The organism is Daejeonella sp., from assembly GCF_037719425.1.
Lineage (GTDB): Bacteria > Bacteroidota > Bacteroidia > Sphingobacteriales > Sphingobacteriaceae > Daejeonella.
On the sequence record NZ_JBBJNI010000196.1, the window covers coordinates 1 to 6,153 of the forward strand.

General features: G+C 41.3%; 3 protein-coding genes. 1 reads left to right on the forward strand and 2 read right to left on the reverse strand.

Annotation, left to right across the window (positions count from 1 at the left end; translation table 11 throughout):
- The first annotated feature begins 378 nt into the window (after positions 1-378).
- Positions 379-2,883 carry a M14 metallopeptidase family protein gene (locus WKF69_RS18030; RefSeq protein ID WP_340383698.1) on the forward strand — a complete coding sequence of 835 codons (2,505 nt, stop codon included), beginning with the start codon at positions 379-381 and terminating at the stop codon, positions 2,881-2,883.
- A gap of 48 nt (positions 2,884-2,931) precedes the next feature.
- Here WKF69_RS18030 and WKF69_RS18035 read toward each other — a convergent pair whose 3' ends face one another.
- Complete coding sequence (locus WKF69_RS18035; RefSeq protein WP_340383700.1) at positions 2,932-5,253, reverse strand: outer membrane beta-barrel family protein; 2,322 nt, start codon at positions 5,251-5,253, stop codon at positions 2,932-2,934.
- Positions 5,254-5,566: 313 nt separating this feature from the next.
- Positions 5,567-6,153, reverse strand: a 587-nt coding sequence (locus WKF69_RS18040) for an outer membrane beta-barrel protein (RefSeq protein WP_340383702.1), incomplete at its 5' end; no start/stop codon positions are given.

A 6,153-nucleotide genomic window follows, 5' to 3' on the forward strand; every position in this document is an offset into this window, starting at 1 on the left:
CACTAAAAATCAAAAAGGTACATTATGAATACCCTTAACTTAATGACATTGTGCGAAAGCAGGGACCTCCTCAAAGAATCGGCTCAGCCCAGGTCATCTATGATTAATCAATTCAAGCTGGTTCAATACCTCAATTAAGCTGGAGGCAATTGAAGCTGACTCGTAACTAAAACTAGCTTTTCCGGACGTAAATTATTTTTGTGTACAGGGTAGCTACCGGCAGGCAGGGCTTGCATGAGCGATAATCGTTTCGTTAAATAAGCTGTCAGCTCATGCAGGTTTGCCGTTTTGAAATGAACAATTTGGTATTTAAACACAAGGTTGTGTAGATTAGTTGATATTTCTTTAAAAAATCCCTGCTCACCGTTTTATTAAACTATGAATAAGTTCCTCTCCGTTTTATTCCTGATCTTCACAGGATGCTTAACCGTACATGCTCAAAAGATACAATCGCCCTCCGAATTTTTAGGATACAAACTGGGGGAACGATTTACGGCACATCACCGGGTCGTCGACTATTATAAATATTTGGCGACAGCTTCAAAGAACATTAAGCTGGAAGAATATGGCAAGACCAATGAAGGCCGTCCGCTTCTTTTGGCAGTTGTTGCTTCGGTGGATAATATTGGAAAAGTTGAAGATATCAGGAAGAATAATCTTCGCCTTGCCGGCATAACGAATGATGCTCCTGCGGCGGACCAACCGGCAATAGTATGGCTGAGCTACAATGTTCATGGAAATGAGGCAGTGTCCACTGAAGCATCGTTGCAAACTATCTATGATCTTCTGGATCCTTCAAATCAGCGTACTCAGTTATGGCTTCAGAACACCGTGGTTATAGTTGACCCATGCTTAAATCCTGACGGCCGGGAACGTTATGTCAATTTTTATAATCCTGTTAGAAATCTGACTCCGGATGCATTCCCGCTTTCCAGGGAACATTTTGAGCCCTGGCCAGGAGGTAGAGCAAATCATTACTATTTCGATTTGAACCGTGATTGGGCATGGCAGTCTCAAATTGAAACTCAGCAAAGAATGCTGGTTTACAACAAATGGCTTCCGCAGGTTCATGTTGATTTTCATGAGCAAGGAGTTAACGAACCCTATTATTTTGCTCCGGCCGCTGAGCCTTATCATCAGGATATCAGTAAATGGCAAAGGGAGTTTCAGACCATCATCGGCAAAAATAATGCACGTTATTTTGATAAAAATGGCTGGATGTATTTTACCCGAGAACGATTTGATCTTCTTTACCCATCATACGGGGATACGTACCCTATTTACAATGGGTCTGTTGGTATGACCTACGAGCAAGGCGGCTCAGGCCGTGCAGGCTTAGCTATTGTAAATGCGGAGGGGGACACGCTCACGTTGAAAGACCGTATTGACCATCACCATACTACCGGATTGTCGACTGTTGAAGCTGTATCTCAGAATGCTTCCAAAGCTGTATCTGAGTTTAAAAGCTATTTCGAAGCCAGTAAAACTAAACCACCGGGAGAGTATAAAACCTATATCATAAAAGGCGAGAATGTGGAAAAACTTAAAATCCTTGCTACAATGCTTCAGCGAAACGGGATAGAATTTGGTTATGGCTCTGCGAAGGGTGCAAACGGGTTTAATTATTTTACTGGTAAAAAGGAAAATTTCAAAGTCGAAAGAAATGATATGGTGATTAATGCATATCAACCCAAATCAGTTTTGCTGAAAGTGTTATTTGAGCCGCAGACATTTGTTTCAGATTCAGCGACGTATGATATTACAGCGTGGTCCTTACCTTACGCGTTCGGGCTACAGGCATTTGCGACGTCGGAAAATCTTAAATCTCTGGCTGCGGTATCGCCTGAAGTTCCCAGTGTTGCTAATGAGATTTCAAACCCGGTAGCGTATGTCGCTAACTGGAATTCGCTTTCCGATGTTAAGTTTCTTGCTCAGTTACTCAAGTATAATATCAAGGTAAGATATTCTGAGATACCATTTGAGACCGGAGGAAAGCGCTTCAATGCAGGATCCCTGATAATAGCGCGCACCAGCAATGGTGGTTTCGGGGATGGATTTGAACGGTTAATTAAGAACCTTGCGACAAGCTCGGGTATAAGCTTGCAAGCAATTCCTTCAGCGTTTGTTGATAAAGGTGCTGATCTCGGTTCTGATAAGGTCAGGCTTATCCGTAAACCTAAAATAATGGCGGTAACCGGTCCGTCTTCCTCCTCTCTTTCGTTCGGTGAGGTATGGCACTTTTTTGAACAGCAGATTAAGTATCCGCTTAGCATCGTTCGTGCGGAAGATCTTGGAAGAGTAAATCTTAATGAGTTTGATGTGATCATATTTCCTGACGGCGACTATCCTGATCCGGGCAATGAAAGAATGCAGGAGTGGATCCGTGGCGGGGGTAAGTTGATCGCCATGGAAGGCGCTGTCGCTCAGCTTGCAGGAAAAAAGGGCTTCGATCTGAAAAATAAGGAAGAGGCGAAAAAGAATGAAAAGGACATTAATCCTTATGAGGATTTAAAGATTTATGAAAACCGCGATAGGGAGAGTGTTCGTTCGAACATTCCCGGAGCCATTTACAAGGTGAATCTGGATAGTACCCATCCTCTGGGATTTGGCTTCCCGGGTTTCTATTATACGCTGAAGCTTGATGATAAGGTTTACCAATATCTTAATCCCGGGTGGAATGTCGGAGTTTTAAAAAAGGATAATTACGTAACCGGCTTCGTTGGTGCTCAGGCTAAGAAAAAGCTGGTCGACGGCCTATTGTTTGGTGTTCAGGAAATGGGCAATGGTTCCATCGTTTATCTTACTGATGACCCTTTATTCCGGAGCTTCTGGGAAAACGGGAAATTGCTGTTTAGTAACGCTGTGTTTATGGTTGGGCATTAGTTCCTAAGCCGGAAAAACATCATTATTCATCAAAAACAATCTTTAAAATTAGTTACGTATCCGGCTGCTTTCATCCTGTAGACCCGAAACCCGTTTCCGGGCAGGTTTAATAGAGTTTTTTCCAAATTTATAATTGAAGCTCAGTGAAGCGATGCGGGTGTCCCTCTTTTCTTTACTATAGTAGTCCAGATTATTATACGAGGTGTAAAAACGATACCCATTGGTGTTCAGAATATCTGAAATGCTTAAACGCAGTATTGATTTACCCTGGAAAAGGGTTTTACCTATCCCCGCATCCACCACATAATAGGGTTCAAACACAAATATGCCATAGGCGCTCGACGATTCAAAATTACCGGTAATTTCTGCGGTAAGCTTATTTTTAAAACTAAATTTCTGCTGAAGGTTTAGAAGAAAATAGGGTTTGCTGTTATTTAAATATACATTACCAATGTCTGAGTTGAACCGCTGATACTGGGCCTGAGCCGTGACTGCAGTTGTCCACCATTTGGCAATCTCAACAGGAGCATAAACTTCAATCCCCCAATTCTGCTGGTTTTCCAGATTTCTTCTCACAGATTTATTGACCTTTGTTACATCATCCTGTTCGTTTATATTCATAAGGACATCCTTCACGAAGCTATAACGCAGCGTGGTAGTAAGCTTTTCCTTGAGGCTATGCGATAGCTCAAATGTGCTGGTGAGTTCCGGCTTCAGAAATGGATTTCCCTCCCGGTAAGTATATTGATCAAGAAAATAATAGAAGGGGTTTAGGTCTTCGTATCCGGGACGGCCTATGCGACGGCTATAGGATAGGCTAAGATTGCTTTGTTTGTTTACCTGATGTGATACTTGAACAGCTGGAAAAAAGTTTATATAATTTCGATTCACGACCCTCTGGTCAATAATTTTTCCTTCAGAAATAGTTTGTTCAGCCCTTAGACCCAGTTCAAAAGATGTATTTTTGAATTTATTAGTAAAGTTCATATAGGCTCCGCGGATCTGTTCGACGAACTTGAACTGGCTGCTTCTTAAGAGATCATCCTCCCAGTTATTATTTAGCAATTGATCGAAATCCCGGATGTTATCACTATTGACATTTGTCGTCTTAATGCCCGAGTCGAATTTGGCTGTTTTTGAAAGCGGATGGCTGTAATTTAACTTAACCGAAACTCCGCTGATGAGCGATGGCGAACTGTTCCTGAAATATTGGGAATCCCTGTATGAAATATTTTGCCGGTTTAAATAGGTGTAATCAATTTGTTCAGCCGAACGCCTTTCGTATCCAAGATAATCAAGATCCAAAGATAACTCCTTGCCTGGAGAGCCGAGTAACGCTTTGTAATTCATGTTATAACCAATATTACGTACCCTGCGGTTCTCATCTGACGAGCTAAAGACGGTGGAATCAACTATGCCGTTATTACTGATCAGGGAGCGGTTACTTTCAAGTGATCGCATATTACTGAAGACACCCGTAACCATCAGGCCGATAGTGTGTTTCGGATTGATAAAATAGTCAAGGCCTGTTTTTATATTGTGATTTTTCCTGAGTTTATTGTCGTCATTACGGATATTGAAATTTGTTATCAAGCTGTTCAGCTTTACATTTCTGTCTACGAATACCAGTTCTGGCCCCTTGTTATTTCCGTAGTTATAATTTCCAAATAAATTGGTTCTTTTGGTACGGTTGTTTAGACTAATCCCGGAGTTTAATTTATAATTTTCCCCATGCCCGAATGCGGCGTTAACGATTCCGTTTGTTCCGGCATTCTCTTCTTTTTTGAAACGAATATTAATAATTCCTGAAGAACCGGCTGCCTCATAGCGCGCTCCCGGATTGCTTATTAACTCAATTTGACTGATAGCATCTGCCTGGGTAGACCGTAGAAGATTTGCAATTTCTTCGGCGGAAAGATTCTGAGGTTTACCATCAAACATAATAACTGTACCTGAACGACCATTCATACTCAGATTGTCATTCTGGTCGGCCCGTATACCGGGAGCTTTCACCAGGATATCAAACACATTATTTCCTGACGCAGTAAGGCTGTTTGCGATGTTTAGTATAACCTTCCCTGGCCTTCTTTCAATATAAGGTTTTGTTCCCCTGACAATAACTTCATCAAGCATTTGGATGTCCCGGATAAGCATGATATCGTGCTGCTGTACCAGGGGAGTAGTTTTTAGGATGATCGTTTCTGACGATTTTTTGTATCCTGACAATTCAGCAGACAGGATATAAGATCCGGGAACAGCATGAAGTTCGAAATTTCCCAGGCTGTCGGTTATCGATTTAACGGCTAAAGTAGTTTTTGCAGATATTAAGGAAACATTAGCCTTCTCCGCAGGGGTTTCCTTCTCCAGCATGATTCTCCCTTTTAACTTTATATGACTTTCCTGGCCTTGCAAAGGCTGGAAGCTTAATAAAATACATAATAAGACGAGGATCTTTAGCAAAACAGTTTTCAATAAGATGCATTCAGCATTAATCTGTATAGAACATCCTGAGAAAGGAGTCCCATCAAATAGAATAGGTAAAAACGATATTTTATAATTGGTTATAAAATTAAAAATAGGATTTTATTTATGAATACAACAAAAATGTTATTGAACGGATTTTTGAGTAAAAAAAATGGCCACCCCCCGAAAGGTCATGGCCATTAGCGATATTACGATTCTTCTAATTTTTCATCCGGTTGGTCTCATCCTCAAGTCCGGTTGAGCGGCGGCGTGCGGCTTTTACCTCATTCTTGCCAAAACGGTAAGTTAGGCTTAGCCTTGCTATTTGTGTTTCTCCTTTTTCCGTGAAGTTAAGGTCCATATTCTGGTAGTTCGTCGATAACCGCTGTTGTCTGGTGTTAAAAATATCATTCATGCTTAACCTTAAGTTGGCTTTATTTTTCATGAATGATTTACGTAAACCGGCATTAAACACAGCTTGAGATTCGATTTTGAATATCCCATACTGCATAGGAGACTGGTACTGAACTGACGTTTCTGCTGTGAGTGTTTTATTTATGGTAAATGTATGATCCATATTATAGGTGACTGCGGTTTGTCCGGAATTGAGATCTCCATTCTGAGATGCCGACTTAAAACTCATATTATATACCTGCAGGTTGTTGTTGATGTTCCACCATTTTGCCACCGGAATGGGAGCATGAATATTTATTCCTATAATTTGTTGTTCATCCAGGTTCCGTTGTGTAGCGAAGGTTTTTTGAGTGGCATCATCCTGCTCGGTAACAAAGGCCATAACATCTCTGG